The organism is Paraburkholderia tropica (assembly GCF_014171495.1).
Classification (GTDB): domain Bacteria; phylum Pseudomonadota; class Gammaproteobacteria; order Burkholderiales; family Burkholderiaceae; genus Paraburkholderia; species Paraburkholderia tropica.
Genome location: NZ_CP049137.1, coordinates 880,426 through 905,937 on the forward strand (window position 1 = coordinate 880,426; position 25,512 = coordinate 905,937).

The following is a 25,512-nucleotide window of genomic DNA, read 5'->3' on the forward strand; positions in this document are numbered from 1 at the left end:
CGCATGTACGCCTATATTCTCAGACGTCTTTTGCTGATGGTGCCGACGCTCATCGGCGTGGTCACGGTCACGTTCATCGTCACGCAGTTCGTGCCGGGCGGTCCGGTCGAACAGGTGCTCACGCAGTTGCGTCACGGCAGCGGCGCGCGCGGCGGCGAAGTGGGCGCGGGCGGCGGCGGGTATCACGGCAGCCAGGGCGTGGACCCGCAGCAGATCGAGCAGATCAAGAAGCAGTTCGGCTTCGATAAACCGCCGCTCACGCGCTACGTGATGATGCTCAAGGACTACGCCACCTTCGATCTCGGCCAGTCGTACTATCAGCACGCGAGCGTGTGGCAGGTGATTCGCGAGAAGCTGCCGGTGTCGATCTCGCTCGGCTTGTGGACCGTGATCCTCACGTATCTGATCTCGGTGCCGCTCGGCATTGCGAAAGCCGTGCGCAACGGCTCGCGCTTCGACACCGTCACGAGCGTGCTGGTGCTCGCGGGCTACGCGATTCCCGGCTTCGTGCTCGGCGTGCTGCTGCTGATGATGTTCGGCGGCGGCACCTTCTGGCAGGTGTTTCCGATGCGCGGCCTCACCTCCGACAACTTCGACGACCTCAGCGCGATCGGCAAGGTGCTCGATTATCTGTGGCACATGGTGCTGCCGGTCACGGCTTCGGTGGTGGGCAACTTCGCGATCGTCACGATCCTCACGAAGAACACCTTCCTCGAAGAAATCGGCCGCCAGTACGTGCTGACCGCGCGCGCGAAGGGCGCGCCCGAGCGCGACGTGCTCTGGAAGCACGTGCTGCGCAACGCGGCGATTCCGCTCGTCACCGGTCTGCCCGCCGCATTCGTGGGCGCCTTTCTCAACGGCAACCTGCTGATCGAAACGCTCTTTTCGCTCGATGGCATGGGGCAGCTTTCGTACGACTCGGTGATCCGCCGCGATTACCCCGTCGTGCTCGGCTCGCTCTTTCTGTTCACGCTGATCGCCCTCGTCACCAAACTCATTGCCGATGTCTGCTATGTCCTCGTCGACCCCCGCATCCAGTTCCACCGGCTGGACCGCTGATTCCGCCACGCTCGCGCACGCGCAGCCGGTTTCGCCGTGGCGTCGCACGTGGCTGCGTTTTCGCTCGCAGCGGCTCGGTTACTGGAGCCTCGTGATCTTCATGGTGCTGTTCGTCGTCAGCCTGTTCGGCGAAGTGCTCTCGAACGACCGGCCGCTCGTGGTGCGCTATGACGGGCACTACTTTTTCCCGATCGTGAAGGATTATCCGGAGACCTTGTTCGGCGGCGATTTTCCCGCGCAGACCAATTATCTGGATCCGTACATTCGCTCGAAGCTGACCTCGCACGGCAATTTCGCGGTCTATCCGCCGAATCCGTACCGCTACGACACGATCGACTATTTCGCGGCACGTCCGTATCCGGCGCCGCCGTCGTCGAGCAACTGGCTCGGCACCGACCAGTTCGGCCGCGACGTGGTCGCGCGCCTGCTGTACGGCTTCCGCCTCTCGGTGCTGATGGCGTTCGCGCTCACGGTCTCGGGTGTGCTGCTCGGCGTGCTCACGGGCGCGGTGCAAGGCTTCTACGGCGGCCGCACTGACCTGATCGGCCAGCGCCTGATCGAGATCTGGAGTTCGATGCCCGATCTTTATCTGCTGATCATCTTCGCGTCGATCTTCGAGCCCACGCTGTGGCTGCTGTTCATCCTGCTGTCGATGTTCGGCTGGCTCGTGCTGTCCGATTACGTGCGCGCCGAATTCCTGCGCAACCGCTCGCTCGACTACGTGAAGGCCGCGCGCACGATGGGCCTCACGAACTGGCAGATCATGTGGCGTCACGTGCTGCCGAACAGTCTCACGCCGGTCATCACTTTTCTGCCGTTCCGCATGAGCGCGGCGATTCTCTCGCTCACGAGTCTCGACTTCCTCGGCCTCGGCGTGCCGCCGCCGATGCCGAGCCTCGGCGAGTTGCTGCAGGAAGGCAAGAACAATCTCGACGCGTGGTGGATTTCGATTTCGGCGTTCGCGGCGCTGGTCATCACGCTGCTGCTGCTGACCTTCATGGGCGACGCGCTGCGCAATGCGCTCGACACGCGCGCACGCGGCTCGGCATTCGGCGGAGGCAAATGATGAGCGCACCGTTGCTGGATATTCAGGACTTTTCGGTGCGCTTCGGCGACAAGCTCGCCGTGCGCGATCTGAGCCTGTCGATCGCGCGCGGCGAACGCGTCGCGCTGGTCGGCGAATCGGGCTCGGGCAAGAGCGTGACGGCGCTGTCGATCCTCGGCCTCGTCGCGCAGGCGGAACTCGGCGGGCGCATGCTGCTCGACGGCGTCGATCTGCTGCAACAGAGCGAGCGCCAGATGCGCGGCATTCGCGGCGGCGACATCGCCATGGTGTTTCAGGAGCCGATGACCGCGCTCAATCCGCTCTTCACGATCGGCAAGCAGATCGCGGAAAGCCTGCGCCTGCACGAAGGTCTGCGACCGAACGCGGCGCGCGCGCGCGGCATCGAGCTGCTGCGCCGCACCGGCATTCCCGAGCCGGAGCGCCGCATCGACAGCTTTCCGCACCAGCTTTCGGGCGGCCAGCGTCAGCGCGCGATGATCGCGATGGCGCTCGCGTGCCGTCCGCGTCTGCTGCTCGCCGACGAACCGACCACGGCGCTCGACGTGACGGTGCGCCAGCAGATCGTCGATCTGCTGCTCGAATTGCAGGAGCAGGAAGCAGCCGCGCGCGGCATGGCCGTGCTGCTGATCACGCACGATCTGAATCTCGTGCGCCGCTTCGCGCAGCGCGTGGCGGTGATGGAAAAGGGCGTGCTGGTGGAAACCAACACGACCGAGGCGCTGTTCTCGAATCCGCAGCATCCGTACACGCAGCGTCTGCTCGACAGCGAGCCGTCGCGAGCGGTGCAGCCGGTCGCGCCCGACGCGCCCGTGATTCTCGACGTGAAAGATCTGGCCGTCGATTACCGCACGGCGGGCAAGGGCTGGCGCTCGCTGTTCGGCGGCGACGCGTTTCGCGCCGTGCACGAAGCGAGTCTCACGCTGCGGCGCGGTGAAACGCTCGGCGTGGTCGGCGAATCGGGATCGGGCAAGTCCACGCTCGCCTCGACGGTGTTAGGCTTGCAGGGCGCGGCGGAGGGCGAGATCCGTATCGACGGGCAACCGCTCGCGGCGCTGCGCGGCGCGGGCGAGCGCCTGTCGCTCTACAAGCGCATGCAGGTCGTATTTCAGGATCCTTTCGGTTCGCTCTCGCCGCGCATGACGATCGAGCAGATCGTCGGCGAAGGGCTCACGGTGCATCAGCCGCAACTGAAGGGCGAGGCGAAGCGCCGCCGCATCGGCGGGCTGCTGGAGGAAGTCGGGCTGCCGGCCGAGTCGATGCTGCGTTATCCGCACGAATTCTCGGGCGGCCAGCGTCAACGCATCGCGATTGCGCGCGCGCTCGCGGTCGAACCCGAGATGATCGTGCTCGACGAACCGACCAGCGCGCTTGACGTTTCCATCCAGAAACAGGTGCTGGCGTTGCTCACGGACCTGCAAAAGCGGTATCGTCTGAGCTATCTGTTCATCACGCACGATCTCGCGGTGATGCGCGCGATGGCGCATCGCGTGATCGTGATGAAAGCGGGGCGCATCGTGGAGCAGGGCGACACGCTCGCGGTGCTCGACGCGCCCACGCACCCCTATACGCAGTCGTTGCTCGCGGCATCGATGCTGGCGAATCCGGCATCGGCCTCCGCCGCGCTCAAGGAGAACATTGCATGATCGATGAAAGCTGGACGTTGGCCGTACGCGGACTGCGCAGTTCGGCCGATTTCTGGTCGGTGCGTTTCGTGGACGAACGCAAGGACGATCACGTCGTGCGCAACGACGTGGCGCTGCCGCTGCGCATCGCGCGCGAGCGCGGCGCGATGGTGACGGCCTGGGCCGGCGCGGGCGCGGGTTACGCGGCCACGGCGGACCTCACGGCGAGCGGTCTGCAACGCGCGCTGGAGATTGCCACGGCGCGCGCGCAGGCGAGCGCGGCGCACGCGCTGATCGACCATCGCGAGGTCGCGCGGCCCGCGCAAAGCGGTGAGTATGTCTCGCCGAACGCGCAGGCGGCGCTGCCGTCGCGACGCGAATGGCTCGACCGCCTCGCGCACGAATGCGCGGCGGCGAAGCTCGATGCGCGCATCGTCGAGCGCCAGGCGGGCATGGAAGTCACGCAGTGCGACCAGCTCTATCTGACGAGCGACGGCGTGCGCATCGAACAGCGTTTCCGCTTTCTGATGCCGGCGCTGTCCGTGGTCGCGCACGACGACGGCGACACCCAGGAGCGCACGCTCGGCGGCCACTACGGCTTGCTCGCGCAGGGCGGCATGGAAATTCTCGCGCGCTACGGTTTCGACGGCGCGGGCGCGCGCGTCGCGAACGAGGCGCTGCAACTGCTCGCCGCGCCGAACTGCCCCACGGGCAAGCGCGACCTGCTGCTGATGCCCGACCAGATGATGCTGCAGATTCACGAGTCGATCGGCCATCCGCTCGAACTCGACCGCATTCTCGGCGACGAACGCAATTTCGCGGGCTGGAGCTTCGTGAAGCCGGAGATGTTCGGCAGCTATCAGTACGGCTCCGAACTGCTCAACGTGACCTTCGACCCGGACACGCGCGAGGAAGCCGCCGCCTATGCCTTTGACGACGACGGCAGCGCGGCCAGCAAGGAATATCTGATTCGTGCGGGCATGCTGGAGCGTCCGCTCGGCGGCGCGCTCTCGCAGCAGCGCGCGGGCCTGCCCGGCGTGGCGAACTCGCGTGCGGCGAACTGGAACCGGCCGCCGATCGACCGCATGGCGAACCTCAATATCGAGCCGGGCGACCAGTCGCTCGACGCGCTGATCGCGGGCGTCGAGCACGGCATTCTGATGAGCACGAACACGTCCTGGTCGATCGACGATCATCGCAACAAGTTCCAGTTCGGCTGCGAGTTCGGGCAACTGATCGAAAACGGCAAGCTCACGGAGATCGTCAAGCGGCCGAGCTATCGCGGCATTTCCGCGAGCTTCTGGCGCAGCCTCGCGGCAGTGGGCGACGCGTCCACGCGCGCGGTCTACGGCACGCCGATGTGCGGCAAGGGCGAGCCCGCGCAGGTCATTCGCGTGGGCCACGCTTCGCCGGCCTGCGTGTTTTCCAACGTCGAAGTGTTCGGAGCCGCCTGATGACCGATTTGCTTTTTGCAGGCTCGGCTGCCGCCGCTGCTGCCACGCGTGCGCCGGGCGCCTCGATCGACTGGCACGCGCATTTCGCGATGCTTGCCGACGCCATCGAGCGCCAGCGCCAGCCCGGTGAAACCGTGCTGAGCGCGTTCGCGGGCGAGCAGTCCGATTTCATCCGCTTCAATGCGGGCAAGGTGCGCCAGAGCGGCCAGGTGGAGCAGGGGCGTCTGACGCTGCGGCTCGTGCACGGCGCGCGTCAGGCCTATTCCACGCTCGACCTGAGCGGCGACGCGAACGCCGACGTGCGCCACACGGCCGAGGCGCTCGCGGCGCTGCGCGAAAGTCTGCTCGACGCCCCGGACGATCCGCACGTGCTGTTCGACACCACCTCGTGGTCGCGCAGCACGCGCCGCAACGGCAAGCTGCCGCAACCGCAGGCGCTCGTCGAACGGGTCGCGCAATGCGCGCAGGGACTCGATTTCGTGGGCTTCTACGCGGGCGGCACGCTCTCGCGCGGCTTCGCCTCCACGGCGGGCAGCCGCGGCTGGTACGAAGTGGAGAACTTCAATTTCAGCTGGTCGCTGTATCAGCCGAACGGGCGCGCGATCAAGACGCGCTATGCGGGCGACAACTGGGACGACGCCGTGTTCGCGGCCAAGGTGAGCGAAGCGGCCGCGCGTCTGCCGGTGCTGCTGCGCGCGCCGCGCGTGCTCACGCCGGGCGGCTATCGCGCGTGGCTCGCGCCGGCGGCGCTGTCCGAGTTCGTGCAGTCGATGGCGTGGGGCGGCTTTTCGGCGCGCGCCCAGGCGGCATCGACGAGTCCGCTCTACAAGCTCAACACGGGCGCGGTCGCATTCGATTCGCGCGTGGCGTTGACCGAGTCGCTCGAACTCGGCATCTCGCCCGCCTTCAACGACGACGGCTATCTGCGCGCGAGCGTGCCGCTGATCGAGGGCGGCCGTGGCGTGGGCCAGTTGACGAGCGCCCGTTCGGCGCGCGAGTACGGACTCGAACCGAACGGCGCGCTGCCGCAGGAAATGGCCACGACGGTGTCGATGGCGACCGGCGACCTCGCGCCCGAAGACGTGCTCGCGCGTCTGGGCACCGGGCTCTACATCGGCAATCTCTGGTACGTGAACTTCTCGGACCGCATGAATTGCCGCCTGACCGGTATGACGCGTTTCGCGACCTTCTGGGTGGAAGACGGCGAGATCGTCGCGCCCGTCGACGCCATGCGTTTCGACGACAGCCTCTACGGCCTGCTCGGCGAACGCCTGGAAGCGCTGGGCGCGCAGTCCGAACTGCTGCTCTCCGATTCCACCTGGGGACAGCGCGCGACCGGCGGGGTGCAACTGCCGGGCGCGCTCGTGAAGTCGTTCGAACTGGTGTTGTAGCGCGCAGGGTTGGAAGCGGCGCGCACGAGGGCGCGCCGCAGAAAGCAGCGAGGCAGCGAAACTGGAAAGCGCAGTACGGAAGTGCAGCAAACGTAAAACAACAAGGATGCACAGATGTCGAATAACGCAAATCCGCAGACGGGCGGGCCGCTCGTGCTGCGCGGCATAAGAGAGCGAGACGCGGAGCAGTTGCACGCGCTCATTTACGCGCCTTCGATGGCGCACGGCGATCCGCAAACGCCGTTTCGCACGCTGGAATCCACGCGCGAATGGATCGCGAAGCGCACGCCGCAACTGATCATGATCGGCGCATGGATGGGCGAGGAACTGGTCGGCGAAGGCCAGGTGCAGGTCGGCCGCATGCGCCGGGCGCACGTCGCGGAAATCGGCGTGGGCGTGCACGGCGACTGGCAGCGGCGCGGCGTCGGCTCGCGGCTCATGGCCGAGATGCTCGATCTCGCCGACAACTGGCTCGGCCTGCGCCGCCTCGAACTCAAGGTGTTCGTCGACAACGAGGGCGCCATCGCGCTCTATCGCAAGTTCGGCTTCGAGATCGAAGGGCGGCTGCGCGGCAACATGCTGCGCGACGGCGCGTACATCGATTCGTTTCTGATGGGGCGTCTGCGTGCGCCGCTTCCCTACATCGACAGCGAGGCATCATGAATCTTCCTCACGATGCGGCGGCGCAACGCGCCGCGTTCGCGAAGGCGCTGCGCGTGCGCGCCGCCGAACCCGACGACAGCGAAGCGATGGCCGCGCTCATGAACCTGCCGGGCGTGCGTCCGGGCACGCTCTCGCACGGCTATCGCACGGGCGAGGCGGTGCGCGCGTGGCTGGCGACCCAGAAGGCCGACTCGATGATGATCGTCGCCGAATACGAAGGGCAGATCGTCGGGCAGTCGGAACTTCGCGCGTACGACGGGCGGCGCTCGCATTGCGGCTCGATCGGCATTTCGGTGCACGACGCGTATCATGGGCGCGGGGTGGGCTCGCTGCTGCTCGCGGGGCTGCTCGACGCCGCCGACAACGCGTTCGGGCTGCGCCGCGTCGAGTTGCAGGTGTTCGCGAACAATACGCGCGCGCTCGCGCTCTATCGCAAGTTCGGCTTCGTGGTGGAAGCGCGCGCACGCGGCGACGCGATCCTCGACGGCGCGCTGCACGACGTGCTGCACATGGCGCGGCTCGTCGAAGCACCGGTGTTCGCGCCGCCGGTCGTCACGGACGGTCCGCAAGCGCCCTGAGCCCGCGCGGCCCCTTGGGCCATCCAAAGCCCCTTCAGCCTATTCAGCCAGGACGCCTCGCGTGCCCTTCTTCTTTATCGACCGGCCGGTCTTCGCGTGGGTGATCGCGCTCGCCGTCATGGTGGCGGGCGCGCTCGCCATCACGCAGTTGCCCATCGCGCAGTACCCGCGTCTCTCGCCGCCGCGCATCGTGATCGTCGCGCAGTATCCGGGCGCGTCGGCGCAAACCGTGGATGACAACGTCGCGAGCATCATCGAGGAAAGCCTCGATGGCGCGGACGGCATGCTCTACTACGAAACCAGCAGCGACGGTCTCGGCAATCTGGAGATCGACGTGACCTTCGCGCCCGCCACGAATCCCGACATCGCGCTCGTGGACGTGCAGAACCGCATCAAGCAGATCGAGGCGCGTCTGCCGCAGGCAGTGGTGCAGCAGGGCGTGAACGTGGTGAAGGCGTCCAACACGTTCCTGATGCTGGTGGCGCTCACCTCGACGGATGGCTCGCGCGACTCCGCGCAACTCGCCGACTATCTGAACCGCTACGTGCTGCGCGAACTCAAGCGCGCGCCCGGCGTGGGCTCGGCCGAGCTGTGGGATTCCGACGAGGCGATGCGCATCTGGCTCGATCCGTACCGGCTGCGCGAATACGGGCTCGCGGCGAGCGACGTGACCACGGCGATTACCGCGCAGAACGCGCCCGTGACGGCGGGCACGATCGGCGACGCGCCGTTCGCGGCAGGCCAGCAGACCAATGCGTCGGTCGATGTGAAGGGGCAACTGGACACGCCCGAGCAGTTCGGCGAGATCGTGCTCAAGGCGAAAACCGACGGCTCGATCGTGCGTCTGCGCGACATCGCGCGCGTGGAAATCGGCCGCAGCGATTACTCGTTTTTCTCGCGCCTGAATGGACGGCCCGCCGCGACGGTCGGCATCCAGCTCGGCCCGCGCGGCAACGCGCTCGAAACCTCGGACGCGATCCGCGCGCGCCTTGCCGAACTCTCGAAGCGCATGCCGCCCGGCATCGCCGTGGAGATTCCGTTCGACAGCGCGCATTTCGTGCGCGTGGCGATCCGCGAAGTGGTCATCACGCTGCTCGAAGCCATCGTGCTGGTGTTCTGCGTGATGTGGCTGTTCCTGCGCGATCTGCGCGCGACGCTCGTGCCCACGGTCGTGATTCCGGTCACGCTGATGGGCGCGTTTCTCACGCTCTACCTGGGCGGCATGTCGATCAATGTGTTCACGCTGTTCGGCCTCGTGCTCGCGATCGGCATTCTCGTCGACGACGCCATCGTGGTGGTGGAAAGCGTGCACCGTGCGATGCACGAAGAAGGCTTGCCGCCGCGCGAAGCCACGCGCCGCGCGATGTCGCGCATCGGCGGGGCGATCGTCGGCGTGACGGCGGTGCTCACGGCCGTGTTCGTGCCGATGGCGTTCTTCACCGGCAACGTGGGCGGCATCTATCGTCAGTTCGCCGTGTCGATGATTGCGTCGATGCTGGTGTCGTCGTTCATGGCGCTGTCGCTCACGCCCGCATTGTGCGCGAGCATGCTCAGGAAACCGAAGCATATCGAAGCGCACGGCACGTCGCGGGTGGCGCGCGTGTCGCGCGGCTATCGCGGCATCGTGATCAAGCTGCTGCGCCGCAGCCGCCGCGTGCTCGCGATCTACGCCGTGCTGCTCGCCGCGGGCGCGTGGCTCTACTGGCAGATGCCCGAAGGCTTTTTGCCCGCTGAGGACGAAGGCCAGTTGCAGGTGATGATCCAGTTGCCGGCGGGCGCGAATCAGGCGCGCACGCTCGACGTGTTGCAGCACACGGAGCAGATTCTGCGCAGCGAAAGCGCGGTCGAAAACGTCACGGGCGTGGTCGGCTGGAGCTTCGCGGGCAGCGGCCAGAACGTGGGCATGGCCTTTGTCGATCTCAAGGACTGGGACCGCCGCTCGATCAGCGCGCAGGCGCTGCGCGACCGCCTCAACGAGAAATTCGCCACGATCCTGGACGGCGACGTCGAGGCGACCTTGCCGTCGCCGGTGCCGGGCATCGGCCACTCGGAGGGCTTCACGTTCCGGCTCGAAGATCGCGGCGGCGTCGGCATGGACGCGCTCAAGGCCGCGCGCGGACAGTTGATCGACGCGGCCACGAAAAGTCCCGTGCTGGCGGGCGTGCATTCGGAGGATCTGCCCGATGCGCCGCGCGTCGATCTCGACATCGATCGCGCCAAGGCCTACGCGTTCGGCGTGCCGTTCGACCGTATCGCCGATCTGCTGAGCACCACGTTCGGCTCGACCTACGTCGACGACTTTCCGGCGGGCGGACGCATGCGTCGCGTGATCGTGTCCGCCGATGCGAACGCGCGCATGGCCGACCGTCAGTTGCTCGATCTGCCGGTGCAGACCAGCACGGGCGCGACCGTGGCGCTGTCGTCGCTGGCGAGCACGCGCTGGACGCGCGGTCCGGTCATGCTCGCGCGCTACAACGGCTATCCGTCGCTCGACGTGAGCGGGCGCGAATCGCACGGCCACAGTTCGGGCGAGGCGATGGCGGAAATGGAGCGGCTCGCGCTCGATCTGCCCGAGGGCGTGGCCTACGAATGGACCGACACCGCGTTCGAGCAGATCGAAGCGGCGCGCGACACGCCGCTGCTGCTCGGGCTTTCGGTGCTCGCGGTGTTCATGGTGCTCGCGGCGCTTTACGAAAGCTGGATCACGCCGCTCGCGGTGCTGCTGGTCGTGCCGCTCGGCACGCTCGGCGCGGTCACGGCGATGCTGCTGCGCGGCCTGCCCAACGACATCTACTTCAAGGTGGGGCTCGTGACGGTGGTCGGGCTCACGGCGAAGAACGCGATCCTGATCGTGCAGGCCGCGAACGCGCGGCGCGAGCGCGGCATGCGGGTGGCGACGGCGGTGGTGGCGGGTTGCGCGGAACGTCTGCGTCCGATCGTGATGACCTCGGCGGCTTTCGTGCTCGGCGTGGTGCCGCTCGCGCTCTCGCACAGCGCGGGCGCGGAGAGCCGTCATTCGATCGGCACGGGCGTGCTCGGCGGCGTGCTGGCGGCGACGGCGCTCGGCCTCGTGTTCGCGCCGGTGCTCTATTGCGCGGTGGCCGCGCGCTCGCCGGTACGGCGCGCGCCCCGTTCGCGACGCGGACGCGGTGCGGCGCGTGGCGAAGCGGTGTTCGAGGAAAACGCGCAGTAAGGCGGCTGGTAAGACGCGATCATCGGGACGCATGAAGGTGCGCGAACCGGCGTGCACCCGCGCATGATCGACGCGCCTAGAACAGCCGCGGCGTGCCGACCCAGACCAGCACCGCTTCGTCGTCGCGCGCGTTGGTCCAGCTATGCGGCACCGTCGATTCGTAGTGCGCGCTGTCGCCCGCGCCGAGCACGAACGACTTCCCTTCGAGCGTGATGGTCACTTCGCCGCTGAGCACGTGGACGAATTCCTCGCCCGCGTGCGTGGTCACTTCACTGGGCCGCTCGCCCGGCGGCATGCGCACGAGAATGGCTTCGAGTTGGCGGCCGCCTGACTGATTCGACAGGCGTGCGAACAGATCGGCGGAATCCGCGAAGGCGAAGTACTGCAGATCTTTGCGGCGGCGCACGCAGCCTTCCTCGGTCGGCGTATCGACGAAATAGCTGACCGGCACGCCCAGCGCTTTCGCAATGCTCACGAGCGAAGTGATGGACGGGCTCGCGTGATCGCGTTCGACCTGCGAGAGAAAGGGTTTCGATAGCTGCGAGACGGTCGCGATGTCGTCCAGCGTGCGCCCCTGGCGCTGGCGCAGCGAGCGGATCTTGCTGCCGACGGAGACGACGTTCTGGGTTTCGACGGTTTTCGATGCCATGTTGGGGGCGAGTCGTTGGAATGGGTGCGAGAAGAGGCTTGCCGCTATGCCGGCGCGCTAGCGATAATGATTTGTCTGATGGATGCGAATGCCGGAGCATTCGATGTGGATTGTTGCGCGGAGTGTTGAAAAAACTGCGTATTCCGGCTGGATTTCCCCGCTGCGAATCAATTCGCTTCTCCATCGATTTCGTTCTAGTAAATGTGCGCGTGAAAACCCGCCGCCGCGCATTAGCGAAAATGGGCGATGTCGTGTGCATCGCATCACTTCACTGGTGTCCCAAGCATAACATCGCCATTTTTCTGAGGGTATCGGAGTTTGTTTCTTATTCTTTCCCTTACATGTGAGCGATGTAAGACGCGCGCCCCGAAACGCACGCTGAGCGCCACATTGCGCATTATTCGGCGCAGACTGAATTAGAAGGGCGCAGTGCGCGCATAAATCGGCGATTCAGGCGAGACGAAATCGCTTCTGAATGGCGCCCGGATTAGCATGAATTCCGCATGAATCTCGTCCGATTCCGCGCCTAATGCCCGCGACTGTGTTCCAGCGCACGTTGATCGGTAATTCGATGTGACGTCGCGGTCATATTCAGACTGATTTTTATTCTGCGCGATGCGGGTGCGACGGCGCGCAACGGCGATCGCTCGCGATCGCAACATGGGGCGTCATCCAGATCCGCCATCGTGGCCGAATCCGCCGATTGATCTTCACGGCGAAGCGGCGCATATTCGTTTCCACTTTCTCGCCCATCCTCCCTCGCGCATTCGCGCACCTGACGCAACGGTACGCCAATTGCGTGCCTTCGCCACTCGCCATCCGCCGCACCTGGCCTTCGGGCCGCGGCGGCCCTGAAAGCTTTCGAAGCCCTAGCACGTCCATGTTCAACGAACCAGGTCGAGGCGCCCCCGGTCCGAGACAGTGTCCCCACTGCGGAAACCGGCTGAATGCGCCATTAATATTTTGTCCCCATTGCGGCACGAATCAATTGTCCGGCGCGATGCGCGGTTCGGGCGCGGAGCCCGAGCGGCCGCGCGTGGCCGCGCAGCGTTTTCCGGCTGAACGCAGCGCGGTGCCGGCGGGTTTCGGCCGCGAACGCTATTACGCCGATTACGACGGCTATCGCGCGCACGGAGGGCACGGCTCGCACGGCGGCCACGCAGCGCACGGCGCGCGCCGCTCGCGTCTGCCGCTGTATGCGTTCGGTGCGGTCGCGCTCGTGGCGACGGCGCTGACCGGCTATGTGATTTCGCATCGCGACAGCGGGTCCGGTGCCGGCTCGGGTCCGATAATCGGGCAGACGGTGGAAGGCACAGTGTCGTCGCAGCAGAACGATGCGACGCCGTCTTCGAAGACCGTGGGCGCGATCCATGCCGCGCCGCCGACGGCGCCTGCGCATCGCGATCCGGTCTCGCCGCGCGCCGCGCCCGCGCTCGCCGCCGTTGCGCCCGGCGCGATCCAGAATGCCGCCGTGGACGCGCACGCAGCGGCCGGAAAAGCGGCGGCGCAGAACGGCGGCACGGCGACGCGTGGCGACGTCGCGCGCAATCTCGCGACGGCGCGCACGAGTCTCGACAAGAACCGTTTGTGGCCTGCGCGCCGCGCGATCATGAGCGCGCTCGCCGAGCAGCCGGGCAACGCCGACGCGCAGCAGATGAAAGCCGATCTGCTGGCGCGCGAGCAGGAGCGCGACGCCTTGCTCGGTTACGGCCGGCTCTGCGCGCGCGAGGGCAAATGGTCGTGCGCGTGGCAGAACGCGGGCCATGCGGTGACGATCGACGCGTCGAGCCAGGAAGCGAAACGCCTGCTCGCGCGCGCCATCGCGGCGCAAGGCGCGGGCACGGCGGGTCATATCGATGCGGGTTCGCCGGGACCGGACGACGATCAGTAAGCGCGAGGTAGCGCTTCAGTGCGCTTGCGCGTCGCTCGATTGACCGGAACGCGCCGCGTGTTGGGCGAAGAGCCGCGCGTGGCGCGCTTCCGTCGCTTCGTCCACGGGAAACAGACACTCGATGCGCAACTCCTGCGCGGCCACATGCTGCGGCGTGCCGAGCGTGCTCACCAGCGAGAAGTAGCGCAGCACCTCGCCCGCGTGTTTCAGCCCGATCGGCACCATCGGCAGATCCGGCGCGGCGAGGCGCGCGGGCGGGCTGTTCCAGTCGCGCGGCACGTCCGGATACGCGAGCAGTTCGTCGAGCAGCCGCTGCGTGCCGCCGTCGATCACGTGTCCCACGGCTTCGCGATGCACGCGTTGCAGCGGGCTGCGCGCGACGCGTTCCCAGTCGTCCACATGCGGGCGCAGGCCGTGCGGATCGAACATCAGATGCAGCATGTTGCGCGGCCCCGTGCGCGCGGCCATGTCGATGAAACAACCGAACAGGCGCGGCGCGGCGTCGTTCGTCATCAGCACGTTCCAGTGACGGTCCATGACGATGGCGGGAAACGGTTCGTGCTGGTGCAGCACGCGTTCGAGCGCGCGCGTCACGCCCTGCATGGCCTCGGCGTTCCACGGCGCTTCCGGATAGAGGGGCGCGTAGCCCGCCGCGAGCAGCAGGGCATTGCGTTCGCGCAGCGGCACGTCGAGCGTTTGCGCGAGCGTGAGCAGCGTGTCGCGGCCCGGCACGCTGCGCCCGCTTTCGATGAAGCTGATCTGCCGCTGCGAGATGCCCGCGTCGAGCGAGAGATCGAGCTGGCTCACGCCCCGTGCGTCGCGCCAGTAGCGCAGCAGTGCGCCGAGCGGCGTACCGGTGTCGCGCGGCGAGCCGGACGCATCGGGACGGGTGGCGTTCATCGTTTTCCCCAGAGTGAGACGAACGAATATAGCCGGTTCAGCGCGTATTCGTCCGCCAAATGAAGGCCTCGAATGGCGCTTCGAGCGGCGGCTGCGTGACGCTGCCGGTGTAGTTCGTGATCGTCGACGCGGCCACGACGGCGATGACTTCGAGCACCTGTTCCGCGCGGAATCCCGCATCGAAAAAACGCTGCTGATCGGCGTCGTCGATGCGGCCGCGACGCTCGATGAGCGTGCGCGCGAGTTGCGAAAGCGCGGCCAGGTTGTGGTCGGCGGGCAGCGCGCCGTCGCGCATGGCATCGACGTCGGCGCGCGTGACGCCGGCTTCCAGCGCGAGCGCCGAATGAAACGCGACAGCCCATTCGCAGGCGTTCGTGACCGCGTTGGTCAGCAGCAGCGTCTGGATTTGCAACTCGCTCAAACTGCTCGCATGCACGCGCTGAAACAGGCCGATGAAGGCGTTGATCAGCACGGGCGAAGCGGCCATCGTGGCGGCGATGTCAGGAATCCGACCGAATGCCTGCTGAAGTTGCGTGAGCGCGGGGCGCGAGGACTCGGGGGCGGTGTCGAGCGTGAGGACGGGATAACGAGACATGATGGCTCCTGGCTGTCGAGGTGTGGCAGCGCCATCCACCGTGGATGACGCGACAGCCCAAGCGTAATGGCGCGTGTGCGGCGGGCCAATGACATGCGATGTAATCGCTCGCGTCGTGAAGCCGCGTTTTGAGCGGTGTCGCCGAGTCTTGGCGCAGTGAGAAAGGGCCAGGCAACACCGGTTCGCGCATCCGTGTTGCACTCACGCCTGGCGCGCCGAGCGCAAGCGCAGATGCAAACCGACGCGCGAAAAAAAAGCCGCTCCGAAGAGCGGCTTTTTCATCAGCGAACGATCCACGAAGGATCGGCCAGCTTAGTCTTCGAGCTGCGAAAGGTCGCGCACGGCACCCTTGTCGGCGGACATCACGAGCTTGGCGTAGGCCTTGAGCGCGGCCGACACCTTGCGCGGACGCGGCAGCACCGGCTTCCAGCCCTTCGCGTTCTGCTCTTCGCGGCGGCGCGCGAGTTCCTCGTCGGACACCAGCACGTCGATCGTGCGGTTCGGAATGTCGATGCGGATCTTGTCGCCGTCGCGCACGAGGCCGATCGCGCCGCCCGCTGCCGCTTCCGGCGAGCAGTGGCCGATCGAGAGGCCCGAGGTGCCGCCCGAGAAGCGGCCGTCGGTCAGCAGCGCGCAGGCCTTGCCCAGACCCTTCGACTTGATGTAGCTGGTCGGGTAGAGCATTTCCTGCATGCCGGGGCCGCCCTTCGGGCCTTCGTAGCGCACGATCACCACGTCGCCGGCCTTGACCTTGTCGGCGAGGATGTTCGCGACCGCTTCGTCCTGCGATTCGGTCACGTGCGCCGTGCCTTCGAACACGAGGATGCTGTCGTCCACGCCCGCCGTCTTCACCACGCAGCCGTCGAGCGCGATGTTGCCGGTCAGCACGGCGAGGCCGCCTTCCTTCGAGAACGCGTGCTCGTACGAGCGGATGCAGCCTTCGGCGCGGTCGGTGTCGAGGCTCGGCCAGCGCGTGTTCTGGCTGAACGCGACCTGCGAGGGCACGCCCGCCGGACCCGCCATGTAGAACGTCTTCACGGCTGCGTCGTCGGTGCGCACGATGTCCCACTGGTCGAGCGCGTGCTTGAGCGAAGGCGCATGCACGGTCGGCACGTCGGTGTGCAGCTTGCCGGCGCGGTCGAGTTCGCCGAGGATCGCCATGATGCCGCCCGCGCGATGCACGTCTTCGATGTGGTACTTGTTCGTGTTCGGCGCAACCTTGCAGAGCTGCGGCACGATGCGCGAGAGGCGGTCGATGTCGCGCATCGTGAACTCGATGCCCGCTTCCTGCGCGATCGCCAGCAGGTGCAGGATCGTGTTGGTCGAGCCGCCCATGGCGATGTCGAGCGTCATGGCGTTCTCGAAGGCCTTGAAGCCCACCGAGCGCGGCAGCACGCGTTCGTCTTCCTCTTCGTAGTACTGGCGCGCCAGTTCGACGATGCGGTGACCTGCGCGCTTGAAGAGCTGTTCGCGGTCCGCGTGCGTGGCCACCACCGTGCCGTTGCCCGGCAGCGAGAGGCCCAGCGCTTCGGTCAGGCAGTTCATCGAGTTGGCCGTGAACATGCCCGAGCACGAACCGCAGGTCGGGCACGCCGAGCGCTCGACTTCAGCCACTTCGGCGTCGCTGTACTTGGTGTCGGCGGCGATCACCATCGCGTCGATCAGGTCCAGCTTCTTGACTTCGATGGCCTTCGTGACCGGGTTCGCGAGGCGCGTCTTGCCCGCTTCCATCGGGCCGCCCGACACGAAGATCACGGGGATGTTCAGGCGCATGGCGGCCATCAGCATGCCCGGGGTGATCTTGTCGCAGTTCGAGATGCAGACCATGGCGTCGGCGCAGTGCGCGTTGACCATGTACTCGACCGAGTCGGCGATGATGTCGCGGCTCGGCAGCGAGTAGAGCATGCCGTCGTGGCCCATCGCGATGCCGTCGTCGACCGCGATGGTGTTGAATTCCTTGGCGACGCCGCCGGCGGCCTCGATCTCGCGCGCGACGAGCTGGCCCAGATCCTTCAGGTGCACGTGGCCGGGCACGAACTGGGTGAACGAGTTGACCACCGCGATGATCGGCTTCTGGAAGTCTTCGTCTTTCATGCCGGTGGCGCGCCACAGGGAGCGCGCCCCCGCCATGTTGCGGCCGGCGGTGGAGGTTTTGGAACGGTATGCGGGCATCGTGGGTGCTATGAAAAGGTCGAAAAGGTCGCAGGAAAACAGCGGGCCACGGGAATAAAGGCCCTTCGCGCGCCCGTGCGGACAACCTTTTGAGCTGCGCTTTGGGCAAACTCAGCGATTATCCCACACCCGCAGCAGGGCCGCCCGGGCCGCCCGCCGGGGCGTTTTGCGGGGCCGCCGCCTGCTTTCCGGCGGATTTGTTCCTGATTTGCCGCCCGCTGGCCGCTCGTGCCGGAAAGCGGATTAGTCCCGCGCGGAATATCGATGTGCCAATCTCTCGGTTGGGCCGCGCCGGGCGCGCTGCTAGATTGGCTGCGCATGCCTTGCGTATGCCTTCCTTCAACGATCGATCTCATCACGCGGAGCCCTCCATGGCAGAGACCGGAGACCAGGCCGCGCGCACGACCGCGCGCGTTATCGCCGACGACAACGAAGCGCTCGACGCCGCGCGCGAACTGGCCGCGCGCCTCGCCGAAGGCGCCGCGCAGCGCGACCGCGAACGACGGTTGCCGCGCGAGGAAATCGAGTGGTATTCGCAGTCGGGCCTGTGGGGCATCACGGTGCCGAAGGCCTACGGCGGCGCGGGTGTTTCGTTCGTCACGCTGACCGAGGTCTTCAAGCTGATTTCGGCCGCCGATTCGTCGCTCGGACAGTTGCCGCAGAACCATTTCGGTCTCGTCGATGTGATCGCGCTCACGGGCACCGAGGAGCAAAAGCGCTTTTTCTTCGGCGAGGTGCTGGCGGGCAAGCGCTTCGGCAACGGTTTCTCCGAAAAAGGGACGAAACATGTGCTCGACCTGAAGACGCGCGTGCTGCGCGACGGCGACGACTACGTGGTCAACGGCACGAAGTTCTATTCGACGGGCGCGCTGTTCGCGCATTACGTGCCGGTGCTCGGCCTCGATGCGGACGGGCGCGGCTGGCTCGCGTGGATCCCGCAGGGCACGCCGGGCCTCGCGATCACCGACGACTGGTCCGGCTTCGGCCAGCGCACCACGGCGAGCGGCACGATCACGCTGGACAACGTCCGCGTGAGCGCCTCGCACGTGTTCCCGGCGCACCGCGTGTCCGATTTGCCGACGCTGAACGGCCCGGTTTCGCAGATCCTCCAGGCGGCGATCGACGCGGGCATCGCGCGCGCCGCCGTCGACGACACGCTGACCTTCGTGCGCGAGCGCGCGCGTCCGTGGGTCGACAGCGGCGTCGAACGCGCCAGCGAGGATCCGCTGACGCTGCGTGAAATCGGCCATCTGCATATTCAGCTGCATGCGGCCGAAGCGCTGCTGGAGCGCGCCGCGAGGCTGTTCGACGCGATCGCCGCGCAGGACGCGATCAGCGAGGACGACGTCGCGCGCGCCTCGGTCGCCGTGGGCGAGGCGAAGGTGCTGACCACCGAAGCCGCGCTGCTGGCGGGCGAAAAGCTGTTCGAGCTGTCGGGCACGCAGTCGACGCTGGCCGCGCACAACCTCGACCGCCACTGGCGCAACGCGCGCACGCACACGCTGCACGATCCGGTGCGCTGGAAGTATCACCTCGTCGGCAATTACTATCTGAACGGGAAAAAGCCCGCGCGGCATGCGTGGAATTGAGCGGCGCGTGGGAAGGATGAGCGCGCTGTAGTCAGGCGGACGTCAGGCCCGCGACAACGGCACACGCGGACGGCATGACCGTCGCGTGTGCCGTTTGCTTTTTTGGGCATTGGCGCCGCTCCGCCGCTGCCGCCGGATTGCCGGGTTTTCCCGGGACGGGCGGCCCAGGGCGATTTTCCGCCGTGGCGGTAGAATGGGGGCGCCCCAATATTGCCTGACGCCCCGTTTTCAGCGGCTGCGGCCGAGATCCGGCCCGCGCGATTGCCGTTGAAACCCGGCCGCCGGCGCCCATTTATTCGTCGTGAATTCGCGTATTCCTGACCCCCTCCCGCCTGCGTGGCCGTTTCCGCCGAGCCGCGATGTCTCTGGCCGAAGCTTCGGCCAGCTCGTCGCGCTGCGCTATCGCGGCGCGGACGTGTGGCTCTGGCGTTGCCGCTGCGGCGGCCACGTGAGCGCGCGGCTCGATGCGGTGGAAAGCGGCGAGACGCGCGATTGCGGCTGCCGCGAGCAGCGCCAGATCTGGCGCTCGCGCCCGGGTTCGCCGTCGCTGAAGGGCGGCGAGGTGTTCGGCCAGTTGACGACCGAGCGCTACGCGGGCGACGGCGTCTGGGTGTGCCGCTGCGAATGCGGCAACGAAGTCACGGTCAGCGCCGGACGCCTGCGTCTCGGTCAGGCGCGTTCTTGCGGACGCTGCACGGGTGCGTCGGCGGCTTGAGTTTTAGGCTGGCTTCACGCTGAACGCGTTGCCTGGCCTGATGCGTCCCATCCTTTCCCGTCAACGTGGCCGCAGACGCCACGTCCTCAAGCAAAACTCTGATCGAAGATTGATCGCCGCTTTTGTCGGCATGGCGTAAGTGCGTCGCGGATACGTGATTTCGCCCGTTCAAGACGGTGCTTTGTATTTTTTCTGCCGATCGGGTTTTAGTCCCCGAATTCATCGAATCGAATTCACGCGCAGTCGATGCGCGATTTGTCGAAGGTCAGGCGGCGTTTCGTTCGGAATGCCCCACGAATGGCCTGCCTGTGAATTCAGACGTTTCTGATTTCTCGCCGAAACAACCCGCCCGACGCTATCTCGTTCGGGAGGGATTTCCCTCCCGAATAGTTCGCCGGCCGCATCACCGGGCCAGTTGTCTTCGTCTAATTCGTGGAGAGATGGAAATGTCGGATCAGCAGAAACGTAAAGGTAAGTATCACGCAATCGCTACTATCGGCGCTCGTACCGAGCGCGGCGGATATGTCACGGACGCAACATCGGGCCTTGTTATCCGCAATCTTCGCGCCGCGCGAGTTGGCGATATCGTGACTTATGGCGATGGTAGTCAGGCAGTCGTTATCGACGGGGCCGGGGTGCTCGGCATTGACTGCGCAAAGCCTTACGCAGTTGTGGGTAGCAGCCTGAGCAATGGCGACAAGATCACCTCGACTCCCTGGGATGACGGAAAGTCGGGTTTCTTCGTTGAGGAAGGCAAGACCCACAGAGGTCTATTCGATCCGGCGTTTGTGCCCGCGCCGCATGAACCGGGCTTGCTCTTCGCCCTTGCTGGTTCAACTACGCGGCGCGGTGGCGTGTTGCGTGATCCAGGCCGGGAATGGAACGTCGATGGTCGGCGTACCAATGTCGGCGTGATTGGCGATGTGGTCCATTACGCGGACGGAACCACGGCGCGAATCGTAACGGGGCTTGCGCTCACCGAGAATCGCGCGCTTGGGCAATTTGCCTATGTGGGGAGCGTGCTGGATAACGGCGACATCATTACGGATAGCCCGGAACGCAACGGATCGGCATGGCTAGGCACATGGGGGATTGTCACCGAAGAACAATTGAAACGAGGGGAAACGGCATGAGACGGCCGTTTCTTGGTGTAGGCGACAGGGCCGGGGGCGCCGTCGTGCGCGAGGGATTGCCAGACGTTACCTGCTCGAACCCGCCCCCAGAAGTGAACATATCCACGCTCTACATGAAAACGTGGTGCAACGCCTGCAAACAAGAAGGTTACATCGCACCACGCGGGCCGCGTCACGAAGGAACCGGCTCGAACGGCCAGAGATGGGCGCTAAGTGGCGATGTCAATATTTGCGGTTGTTCTCCGCCGCCCGTGTTTCGCGCGGAGCGAAACATGGCGATGATTTTTACCGGGGGACATTCAACGACGCTCGACGCGCTTTCGCTCGCGGCAGTAGCAATTGGCGGCGCTTCGAGCAAGGCTTACGACGAACAAGTGCGCGCCGTAGGCGAACCGTCTGCGCTGATTGGCTATCCGTATTTCATCGAAACGCCATCGGGCGCGGTACGTAGCGGCTATGTCGATGCGAGCGGGCTATTACCGCGCGTGTTCACCGACGAAACCGGAGCCTATAACGTTTTTTGGGGCGATGAGGCGCTAGCAATGCAAGCCGAATATTCCGGGTAAGCGAGAAACAGGAAGCGCCAAGCCACGAAGGATGGAGCAATGCCGAACAAGAAAACCGTTGTACAGACGAACAGCACGCCAGGCTCGATAAAGGAAGTGCCGATAAAGGCTGTCACCTTTGCCGAACTCTGGGCGAATTATCCAAGCGGAAATCCCTACGATAACCCCGAATACGAGAATCAATGCGCGATTCGAATGAGCGTAACACTGCATCGTGTCGGAATCGGGATGAAGTCGTTTTCGCAAAAGCTGATTCGTCCAATGCACAGCGATACCATTGGGAGAATTCTGCTGGACGGGAAACCGACCGCGACGCGTGCCGATGAGATGGGGCAATGGCTCAAGCTACGGCCGTTCGCTGGGTTGCCGAAGCCGGAGGATATTACAGGTTCGGATTGGGAAAGTAAGGTTAAGGGCCGAACAGGTATTATTCAGTTCTCGCGGTACTGGACGCGCGGCAATGAAGGCGCAGCCGATGCGAGCGGCGGCCATATTGATTTATGGAATGGATCGCGATTGACGATTTCCGGTACCGAGGGATTGCTAAGCGTTTTCGGGCGCGGCATTGGAATCCAGAGCGCGCATATCCCGGGCACAACTAGAGGGTACTCGGATCTGCGAAACTCGAAGCAAATTCTTTTTTGGGAGATTAAGTGAGGCGCACTGGATTCGGCATGTTATTTTTCATCTTCGGCCTCTTGTCAACGTGGGCGTCATGTTTTGTAGGTAGTCGAATGACGTTCAGGTTGAATATATTCGAAAAGCTTCCTCTCGATAAAGGATGCCATGAAATTGACCGTTGCGCCGCTCCATGGTGGGCTATCGCTGGGTTTATTGCGTATGTGTTTGGCCCTTCGATCGTGTGTGGGATCGTTGGATTGCATGTTGGTGCTCGCAATTCATCGCTACTTAGAACGGCCGCAACACTTGCTGTACTCGTTACCCTTATTTCCTTGTTTTTTCTCTTCTCATATGCCACCGGGCCATGACGCCGCGTTGTGAATCATCCGATTGTCGCGGCATTTATCAAACCATCTACGCAGTTGTATCGCATTGATCGAGCTAGCATACGCCCCGCTTCGGCGGGGCTTTTTCATTGAGGCGCTTCGCTCGCGTGTTCGCTAACCCATTCAAGCGCGGTGCGGCGCACATCGAGACAGCACGGCAGCGGATGCCGTCCTGTCTCGAAGCCATGCAGCTATGTGCGCCTGATGCTATTGGCGCGGAGCGCCGAAAAAATCATCGCCCAGCGCCTCAATATCCCATCAACCGCTTTCAAGCCGCCGACACGCCGCGTGCATCGGCGAGCGTTGCGGCTGCTTCGCGCGGCGCATCCGCATCGGCGAATTCCGTTTCGATGTCGCGCAGCCGATGCGGCGCGAGCACCCGCAAGGCCAGAAACCACCCGAGTCCCGCCGCGAGCAGCGCGCCGAACACATAGGGCAGCACCGCATACACGCCCGGCGCGGCCGGATAGATGCTGCCGACGAACGGAATGCCGATCAGCACGATGGCCGCCGCGCTGATCGCCACATGGCGCGCCTTGAGTTCGCCGCGACGGCGCAGGAAGCAGGGCGCGGCGACCGCCACGATCACATAGGTCAGTAGAAAGCCGAACGTGGCGACCGTGCTCAGATAGCCGTAGGCATCGAACAGCGACGTGCCCGCGAACTGGAACGTCACCGCCACGATCAGCGACAGCACCACGAGCAGCGTGACCGCGACGTGCGGCGTGGCGTTGCCCGCGTGCGCGCGGCCCGTCGCGGCGTGCAGCAGGCCCTGGCGCGCGAAGGTGTAGAGCAGCCGCGCGGCGGCGTTGATCGACGAGAAGAACGCGGCGAAGAAACTCAGCGCCACGCCCGCGTCGATCAGCACGCCGAGTGCGCCCAGATGAATGCCGTGTGCGACTGCCGAAAGCGGCGCGCTTGCCTGGTCGAGCGGCGTGGCCGCGCCCTGGAACAGCGCGACGAGCCCGTACGAAGCGGCGAGAAACAGCGCCGCCGGGCCGAGAATGCTGACGATCACGGCGCGCGGAATCAGGCGGAACGGCTCGCGCGCTTCCGCGCCGAGCGCCGTCACGCTCTCGAAGCCCGTGAAGCTGAAAAAGGCGAGCACCATGCCGAGCCGCAACTGATCGGGCTTCACGGCGGTCAGCGCGAGCTGATGCGTATCGACCCAGCGATGCTGCGCGAACAGCGCCGCGACGATCACGAACAGGATCAGCGCCACGGTGCTCAACTCGATCCACAGCGTGGTGCGCGTCGAGAGCCGGATGTCGCGCCACGTGATGAACCACGCGCCCAGCGTCACGAACACGGTGATCCCAACCGTGACCGCGAGCCCCGCGCCCGAGGCCACGCCGATATCCTTGAACAGCACCACGATCTCGTTGACGGTGCCTTGCAGAATGCCCGCCGCGCCCACGCCATAGGCGATCAGCAGCGACCAGCCCGCGACCGCGCCCCAGATCGGGCCGAGACCGCGCGCGGCATAGGTGTAGAGCGCGCCGGGCGAGGCCGTGCGCTTGGCGAACTGCGTGATGCTCCAGGAGGCGAACAGCAGGCCCACGGTCGCGAACAGATAGGCGAGCCAGGTGCCGTTGCCCGCGGTGGCGAACACCGCCGGGATCAGGAGGCCCGCGCCGCCCGCCGCGCCGACGAGTCCAATCGATTGCGCAATTAATTCGGATAGCGAAAGATATCCGCGGCGCAAGGTGCCGTCGCGCGCCGACGTGGCCGCGAGTTCAGTCATGGGTGAGATCCGGTGTGTGGGGTGAATCGGAATGAGGCGCGCCCGGCGGGAATGGCGCGGGCGCGCCTGGTTTCGTGGATGCGGACAGGTCAGGCCGTGACTGCGTTCTGCACGCTGGCGTCGGCGGAGTTGGCAGACTGTTCGGCGGCTTCGCGCTTCACGCGCTCGATGTCGCGATACTGCGCGGCGGGATGATCGTCCGGCAGACGCGCCTGCGCGCCGAACAATTTCTCGCGCAGCGTGCCGGGCGCATAGGCGCGCGGATACACGCCGCGCCGCTGCAATTCCGGCACGAGATGTTCGACCACGTCCTCGAAGGTTTCGTGCGCGACGGCGTAGGCGAGATTGAAGCCGTCGACGTCGGTGGCCTCGACCCATTGCTGGAGAATGTCGGCGACCGTGGCTGGCGAGCCCACGAACACGGGGCCGAGTCCGCCCACGCCGCCCCAGCGTGCGAGTTCCTCGATGGTCCACGCCTTGTCGCCGCCCGCGAGATGCTCGACGGCGGACACGATCGCGTTGGTTTCCACGCGCTTGACGGTGTCGGTCGGCAGATACTGGCCGAAGTCGATGCCGGTCCAGCCCGACATGAACACGAGCGAGCCGTCGTACGACACATGCCGCTGATACGCCTCGAACTTCGCCTGCGCCTTGGCGTCGGTTTCGTCGACGATCACGGTCACGAGGTTGTAGATCAGCACCTGGCGCGGATCGCGGCCCGCGAGCGCGGCCTGGCGGCGCACGTCGGCCACGTAGTCGCGCAGCAGCGTCTGCGTGGGCGCGGCCACGAACACACATTCCGCGTGTTCGGCGGCGAAGCGCTTGCCGGGACCCGACGCGCCCGCCTGAAACAGCACCGGCGTGCGCTGCGGCGACGGCTCGCACAGGTGATAACCTGGGACTTCGAAGTATTTTCCCTTGTGCCCGATTTCGTGCACGCGCTCCGGATGCGTGAACACGCGGTTCTCGCGGTCGCGCACCACGGCGCCGTCTTCCCAGCTGCCTTCAAACAGCTTGTAGAGCACTTCGAGATATTCGGCTGCGACCGCATAACGGTCGTTGTGATCGCGCAGGCCGAGCTGGCCCACGTTCTTCGCGCCGCTTTCGAGGTACGACGTCACCACGTTCCAGGCGAGCCGCCCCTTGGTGTGATGATCGGCGGTGGACAGGCGGCGCGCGAATGTGTACGGATGCTCGAAACTCGTCGACGCCGTAATGCCGATGCCCAGATGCTCCGTCACCATCGCAATGGGCGCGGCGAGTTGCAGCGGATCGTTGACGGGAATCTGCGCGGCCTGATGCAGCGCGTGATAATTGCCGCCCTTGTAGACGTCGTAATAGCCGATCACATCGGCGATAAAGATCGCATCGAAAATGCCGCGCTCGAGAATCTTCGCGAGATCGGTCCAGTATTCGAGGTCCTTGTATTGCCACGAGCGGTCGCGCGGATGCGTCCACAGTCCCGGCGACTGGTGGCCCACGCAGTTCATTTCGAAGGCGTTCAGGCGGATGGTTTTACTCATGA

At 65.6% G+C, this 25,512-nt stretch carries 20 protein-coding genes; 14 read left to right on the forward strand and 6 right to left on the reverse strand.

Annotated elements, in window-relative coordinates:
* Positions 1 to 3: 3 nt before the first annotated feature.
* The 8 genes from G5S35_RS34375 to G5S35_RS34410 all read left to right on the forward strand — a co-directional run bounded on the left by G5S35_RS34375 (position 4) and on the right by G5S35_RS34410 (position 11,026).
* The gene (locus G5S35_RS34375) at positions 4 to 1,059 is read left to right on the forward strand and encodes a microcin C ABC transporter permease YejB (protein WP_065063906.1); all 1,056 of its coding nucleotides are present in this window, start codon (positions 4 to 6) and stop codon (positions 1,057 to 1,059) included.
* Positions 1,013 to 2,125, forward strand: coding sequence for an ABC transporter permease (locus G5S35_RS34380; RefSeq protein ID WP_183040085.1), 1,113 nt, complete (start codon positions 1,013 to 1,015; stop codon positions 2,123 to 2,125). Before G5S35_RS34375 ends, G5S35_RS34380 begins: the two co-directional genes overlap by 47 nt.
* A complete protein-coding gene (locus G5S35_RS34385; protein WP_074983382.1) occupies positions 2,125 to 3,768 on the forward strand; it encodes an ABC transporter ATP-binding protein in 1,644 nt (547 codons plus the stop codon). The genes G5S35_RS34380 and G5S35_RS34385 overlap by 1 nt, the downstream gene beginning before the upstream one ends.
* Complete coding sequence (locus G5S35_RS34390; protein WP_110327091.1) at positions 3,765 to 5,201, forward strand: TldD/PmbA family protein; 1,437 nt, start codon at positions 3,765 to 3,767, stop codon at positions 5,199 to 5,201. Before G5S35_RS34385 ends, G5S35_RS34390 begins: the two co-directional genes overlap by 4 nt.
* Positions 5,201 to 6,592 (forward strand): TldD/PmbA family protein, encoded by a 1,392-nt coding sequence (locus G5S35_RS34395; RefSeq protein ID WP_110327090.1) that lies wholly within the window; start codon positions 5,201 to 5,203, stop codon positions 6,590 to 6,592. The genes G5S35_RS34390 and G5S35_RS34395 overlap by 1 nt, the downstream gene beginning before the upstream one ends.
* Positions 6,593 to 6,706: 114 nt before the next feature.
* Positions 6,707 to 7,255, forward strand: coding sequence for a GNAT family N-acetyltransferase (locus G5S35_RS34400; protein WP_065063914.1), 549 nt, complete (start codon positions 6,707 to 6,709; stop codon positions 7,253 to 7,255).
* Positions 7,252 to 7,833 (forward strand): GNAT family N-acetyltransferase, encoded by a 582-nt coding sequence (locus G5S35_RS34405; protein WP_065063916.1) that lies wholly within the window; start codon positions 7,252 to 7,254, stop codon positions 7,831 to 7,833. The genes G5S35_RS34400 and G5S35_RS34405 overlap by 4 nt, the downstream gene beginning before the upstream one ends.
* 61 nt (positions 7,834 to 7,894) lie before the next feature.
* Positions 7,895 to 11,026: a multidrug efflux RND transporter permease subunit gene (locus tag G5S35_RS34410; RefSeq protein ID WP_183040086.1), complete on the forward strand. Its 3,132-nt coding sequence runs from the start codon at positions 7,895 to 7,897 to the stop codon at positions 11,024 to 11,026.
* A gap of 76 nt (positions 11,027 to 11,102) precedes the next feature.
* Here the strand turns inward: G5S35_RS34410 and G5S35_RS34415 are convergent, their stop codons facing one another.
* The gene (locus tag G5S35_RS34415) at positions 11,103 to 11,675 is read right to left on the reverse strand and encodes a cupin domain-containing protein (protein ID WP_065063920.1); all 573 of its coding nucleotides are present in this window, start codon (positions 11,673 to 11,675) and stop codon (positions 11,103 to 11,105) included.
* A gap of 988 nt (positions 11,676 to 12,663) precedes the next feature.
* Here G5S35_RS34415 and G5S35_RS34420 point away from each other — a divergent pair.
* Entirely contained in the window at positions 12,664 to 13,566 is a 903-nt protein-coding gene (locus G5S35_RS34420; RefSeq protein ID WP_080180250.1) for a hypothetical protein, read from the forward strand.
* 15 nt (positions 13,567 to 13,581) lie between these two features.
* Here G5S35_RS34420 and G5S35_RS34425 read toward each other — a convergent pair whose 3' ends face one another.
* The 3 genes from G5S35_RS34425 to ilvD form a co-directional block, all read right to left on the reverse strand.
* Positions 13,582 to 14,466: a helix-turn-helix domain-containing protein gene (locus tag G5S35_RS34425; protein ID WP_183040087.1), complete on the reverse strand. Its 885-nt coding sequence runs from the start codon at positions 14,464 to 14,466 to the stop codon at positions 13,582 to 13,584.
* 37 nt (positions 14,467 to 14,503) lie between these two features.
* Positions 14,504 to 15,061, reverse strand: a complete 558-nt coding sequence (locus G5S35_RS34430) for a carboxymuconolactone decarboxylase family protein (protein WP_074983219.1) — start codon at positions 15,059 to 15,061, stop codon at positions 14,504 to 14,506.
* Between the two features lie 312 nt (positions 15,062 to 15,373).
* Positions 15,374 to 17,233: a dihydroxy-acid dehydratase gene (gene ilvD / locus G5S35_RS34435; protein WP_065063926.1), complete on the reverse strand. Its 1,860-nt coding sequence runs from the start codon at positions 17,231 to 17,233 to the stop codon at positions 15,374 to 15,376.
* A gap of 371 nt (positions 17,234 to 17,604) precedes the next feature.
* On the opposite strand from ilvD, the gene G5S35_RS34440 reads away from it, so the two are divergent.
* From G5S35_RS34440 to G5S35_RS34460, 5 genes are all read left to right on the forward strand, one after another.
* Positions 17,605 to 18,822 (forward strand): SfnB family sulfur acquisition oxidoreductase, encoded by a 1,218-nt coding sequence (locus tag G5S35_RS34440; protein WP_074983218.1) that lies wholly within the window; start codon positions 17,605 to 17,607, stop codon positions 18,820 to 18,822.
* A 301-nt stretch (positions 18,823 to 19,123) separates the two neighbouring features.
* Positions 19,124 to 19,537, forward strand: a complete 414-nt coding sequence (locus G5S35_RS34445; protein WP_183040088.1) for a hypothetical protein — start codon at positions 19,124 to 19,126, stop codon at positions 19,535 to 19,537.
* Positions 19,538 to 19,983: 446 nt separating this feature from the next.
* On the forward strand, positions 19,984 to 20,670 hold the full coding sequence (locus G5S35_RS34450) for a PAAR domain-containing protein (RefSeq protein ID WP_221224679.1): 687 nt from the start codon (positions 19,984 to 19,986) through the stop codon (positions 20,668 to 20,670).
* Positions 20,671 to 20,942: 272 nt separating this feature from the next.
* On the forward strand, positions 20,943 to 21,236 hold the full coding sequence (locus G5S35_RS34455) for a hypothetical protein (RefSeq protein ID WP_183040089.1): 294 nt from the start codon (positions 20,943 to 20,945) through the stop codon (positions 21,234 to 21,236).
* 39 nt (positions 21,237 to 21,275) lie between these two features.
* Positions 21,276 to 21,893: a type VI secretion system amidase effector protein Tae4 gene (locus G5S35_RS34460; protein ID WP_183040090.1), complete on the forward strand. Its 618-nt coding sequence runs from the start codon at positions 21,276 to 21,278 to the stop codon at positions 21,891 to 21,893.
* 618 nt (positions 21,894 to 22,511) lie between these two features.
* On the opposite strand, the gene G5S35_RS34465 is transcribed toward G5S35_RS34460, so the two are convergent.
* Together G5S35_RS34465 and G5S35_RS34470 are read right to left on the reverse strand one after the other, a co-directional pair.
* Positions 22,512 to 23,987: an APC family permease gene (locus G5S35_RS34465; RefSeq protein ID WP_183040091.1), complete on the reverse strand. Its 1,476-nt coding sequence runs from the start codon at positions 23,985 to 23,987 to the stop codon at positions 22,512 to 22,514.
* A gap of 89 nt (positions 23,988 to 24,076) precedes the next feature.
* Positions 24,077 to 25,510, reverse strand: coding sequence for an LLM class flavin-dependent oxidoreductase (locus G5S35_RS34470; RefSeq protein WP_183040092.1), 1,434 nt, complete (start codon positions 25,508 to 25,510; stop codon positions 24,077 to 24,079).
* Between the last annotated feature and the right edge of the window lie 2 nt (positions 25,511 to 25,512).

Bases quoted from the DNA above. Each gene is read 5' to 3' on its own strand.
- G5S35_RS34375 (WP_065063906.1), top strand. From the start codon at position 4: ATGTACGCCTATATTCTCAGACGTCTTTTGCTGATGGTGCCGACGCTC.
- G5S35_RS34380 (WP_183040085.1), top strand. From the start codon at position 1,013: ATGTCCTCGTCGACCCCCGCATCCAGTTCCACCGGCTGGACCGCTGAT.
- G5S35_RS34385 (WP_074983382.1), top strand. From the start codon at position 2,125: ATGAGCGCACCGTTGCTGGATATTCAGGACTTTTCGGTGCGCTTCGGC.
- G5S35_RS34390 (WP_110327091.1), top strand. From the start codon at position 3,765: ATGATCGATGAAAGCTGGACGTTGGCCGTACGCGGACTGCGCAGTTCG.
- G5S35_RS34395 (WP_110327090.1), top strand. From the start codon at position 5,201: ATGACCGATTTGCTTTTTGCAGGCTCGGCTGCCGCCGCTGCTGCCACG.
- G5S35_RS34400 (WP_065063914.1), top strand. From the start codon at position 6,707: ATGTCGAATAACGCAAATCCGCAGACGGGCGGGCCGCTCGTGCTGCGC.
- G5S35_RS34405 (WP_065063916.1), top strand. From the start codon at position 7,252: ATGAATCTTCCTCACGATGCGGCGGCGCAACGCGCCGCGTTCGCGAAG.
- G5S35_RS34415 (WP_065063920.1), bottom strand. From the start codon at position 11,675: ATGGCATCGAAAACCGTCGAAACCCAGAACGTCGTCTCCGTCGGCAGC.
- G5S35_RS34425 (WP_183040087.1), bottom strand. From the start codon at position 14,466: ATGAACGCCACCCGTCCCGATGCGTCCGGCTCGCCGCGCGACACCGGT.
- G5S35_RS34430 (WP_074983219.1), bottom strand. From the start codon at position 15,061: ATGTCTCGTTATCCCGTCCTCACGCTCGACACCGCCCCCGAGTCCTCG.
- ilvD (WP_065063926.1), bottom strand. From the start codon at position 17,233: ATGCCCGCATACCGTTCCAAAACCTCCACCGCCGGCCGCAACATGGCG.
- G5S35_RS34440 (WP_074983218.1), top strand. From the start codon at position 17,605: ATGGCAGAGACCGGAGACCAGGCCGCGCGCACGACCGCGCGCGTTATC.
- G5S35_RS34450 (WP_221224679.1), top strand. From the start codon at position 19,984: ATGTCGGATCAGCAGAAACGTAAAGGTAAGTATCACGCAATCGCTACT.
- G5S35_RS34455 (WP_183040089.1), top strand. From the start codon at position 20,943: ATGGCGATGATTTTTACCGGGGGACATTCAACGACGCTCGACGCGCTT.
- G5S35_RS34460 (WP_183040090.1), top strand. From the start codon at position 21,276: ATGCCGAACAAGAAAACCGTTGTACAGACGAACAGCACGCCAGGCTCG.
- G5S35_RS34465 (WP_183040091.1), bottom strand. From the start codon at position 23,987: ATGACTGAACTCGCGGCCACGTCGGCGCGCGACGGCACCTTGCGCCGC.
- G5S35_RS34470 (WP_183040092.1), bottom strand. From the start codon at position 25,510: ATGAGTAAAACCATCCGCCTGAACGCCTTCGAAATGAACTGCGTGGGC.